At 31.8% G+C, this 2,210-nt stretch carries 2 protein-coding genes; both read right to left on the bottom strand.

The window, feature by feature from the left end:
• Positions 1-428: 428 nt before the first annotated feature.
• On the bottom strand, positions 429-1,034 hold the full coding sequence (locus tag AC3DU7_RS31795; protein ID WP_488043220.1) for a hypothetical protein: 606 nt from the start codon (positions 1,032-1,034) through the stop codon (positions 429-431).
• Positions 1,031-1,276 carry a hypothetical protein gene (locus AC3DU7_RS31790; RefSeq protein ID WP_488043219.1) on the bottom strand — a complete coding sequence of 82 codons (246 nt, stop codon included), beginning with the start codon at positions 1,274-1,276 and terminating at the stop codon, positions 1,031-1,033. The genes AC3DU7_RS31795 and AC3DU7_RS31790 overlap by 4 nt, the downstream gene beginning before the upstream one ends.
• Positions 1,277-2,210 lie beyond the last annotated feature (934 nt).

Genomic DNA, 2,210 nt, shown 5'->3' with positions numbered 1-2,210 from the left:
TCCCAAAATTTGAGAGAATTGAATTTAGATTTACTGAGTGCATCTCAATTTTAAATAAAGCCAAAAAATTATCGTTTTAAACAGGAAACCAGGAAACAAGGAAACAAGGAATAGGGAATATATAGGAAAAAAAGTATTTTTACAAATTCTTCTCAGCTCAATATATACTGGAAAGTTTTTTTTACTCTAGCCAAGTTACCAATTTTTTTGAGAAAATTTGTAAATTTGTCAAGGTTACTTTCAATAATTTCTTTCGATGAAAAATAAACTGTGTCACTGAAACTATTCGCCATATCTAAATCGACCAAGAGAAAAAAATTCCGTATTTCAAGCTTCTTGCTTTCCTACGAAACGCTGCGCAAACAGCAAGAGGTACTGATAACTGATGACTGATAATTGAAATGACCCTATGAAATCCTCTTGAAAGTTTATCCTAATTTTAAGCTAGTCACACCAAAAATATTTGTCCAATCAATATTTGGTTCTCGACCGGAATACATTCTGACACATTCAAAAACACATTGCATTTGATAATTTTCAACTAAATTAATAGCTTGTTGATTAATATTAGGAACATCAATATAAACATTTTGATTTTCCGAATAACTGCACAAAGCTAAAAATAACTTTTCTGCTATTTTTTGGTTTTCGGCAAATATAGGACCTATCTTAAATCCTTCTTTAGCTTTTCTAATAACTCCATAGCCAACTAAATTTTCATAATTAATTATTCCATAGCCTTTACCATTTGATTGATTAATCCATGCTTTGAGAAAATTAGGACGGTCGGCAGGAAAATAAAGGCGATCATAACTACAAAGTTTCTCAAAATTAATCGTCTTTAAGTCTTTGATATCTTGAGATATTTCACCAGGAATTATTCCTTGATAATGCAGATGGCTATGAGTAGTTTTAAAGCCAGATTTACGGTAAGTATTAACTTGTTCCAAAACAGCATCTAAAGCAGCAGGTTGATTATCAATTAATTTAAAACCTTCATGCCAAGTTTTGAATCCAAATCCTTTTTTTTTCATTCAGATTTGACAATATAAATACCAATAAAACTAAAATTTTGACTATATCTAACTACAGAAATACAACTTATTGGTTCTCCGTTTAATTCTCCAATTAAAAAACCTTGAGGGTCAGCTACATAAAAATTATTAGCATCATCAATTCCGGGATTCCATCCTTCATCACCAGCCCAGTTTATAGCTAATTTTAAGTCAGCTATAGTCATTGGACGGACTATAAAATCATCTTGGTTAATATTCATTTTCAGCTCTGTTTATATTTAACTAAAAATAAAAATATAGTATTTTAACTTAAAAATGAGACGTTTTTTTGTCTAAACTCCTTGACAACATTCCTCATAACAAGAAAGCTTGGTCTCAATCTAAAGTTAAATGACTATATACAGTAATTCTCAAAAAGAGTAAGAATTTTAGGCTTTAGGGAACAGGGAATAAAAAGACAAAAAGATAACTGTACCTCACGACTTTGAAAAACGCTATATTATGTATTTTTTGTAAGGATTAAACTATTGGCGGTCAGCTTTTCCTGCAGTATGCTACTCAAACAACTTTTCAACTAATGAAGTAAGCATTTGTTTAATTTATACTCAGTAGAACGGTGCAAAAAAACAGCAAGTTAGTAACGAAAAGTAAATTTGCCAAAAACTCTCTTTCCTTCTGCTTATCTTGGTGCGCATTACCTCTCTTGGTCGGCGTTCCGCAAGCGAGCTGGCGTCGTAGCGGGTTCCGACCACTTGCGTCTAACGCCGACGCAGGGTCGCACCGTTTCTGCCCTCTGCCTCCTGCCTTTTCATAACGATAATTTTCAACACCGATATACTTACATTTTAACCTATAGAAGTGGAGAAAAAGAACGATAAATTTTAATTTTCAACCTATACAATTCTGTGAACTGCTAAGGTTAAGTGATGAGCTTTTACAGTAACTTTTAATTCTTAGAAATCTCTCAATTGTTTTTTCCTCCTTTTAAAGATAATAAAGCTGTTAACATAGTTCTTTTGCCGGAGGCTAGCTAACTGCTGAATGTTGACCGTCCATCTATTGTTTATTTTTTTTCTTAATTCATATTGAAAATGTAAATGCTATAGTAACTAAAACAAAAATAACTAATGATTAGTCATACAGTTTTTTTTTAGTGAAAATGATGATTTTTCACCCTAAATTACTATTGTCTGA

It is taken from the genome of Okeania sp. (assembly GCF_983059655.1).
The sequence above is the reverse complement of the archived record's forward strand: the minus strand, read 5'-3'. Positions and strand labels throughout refer to the sequence as shown.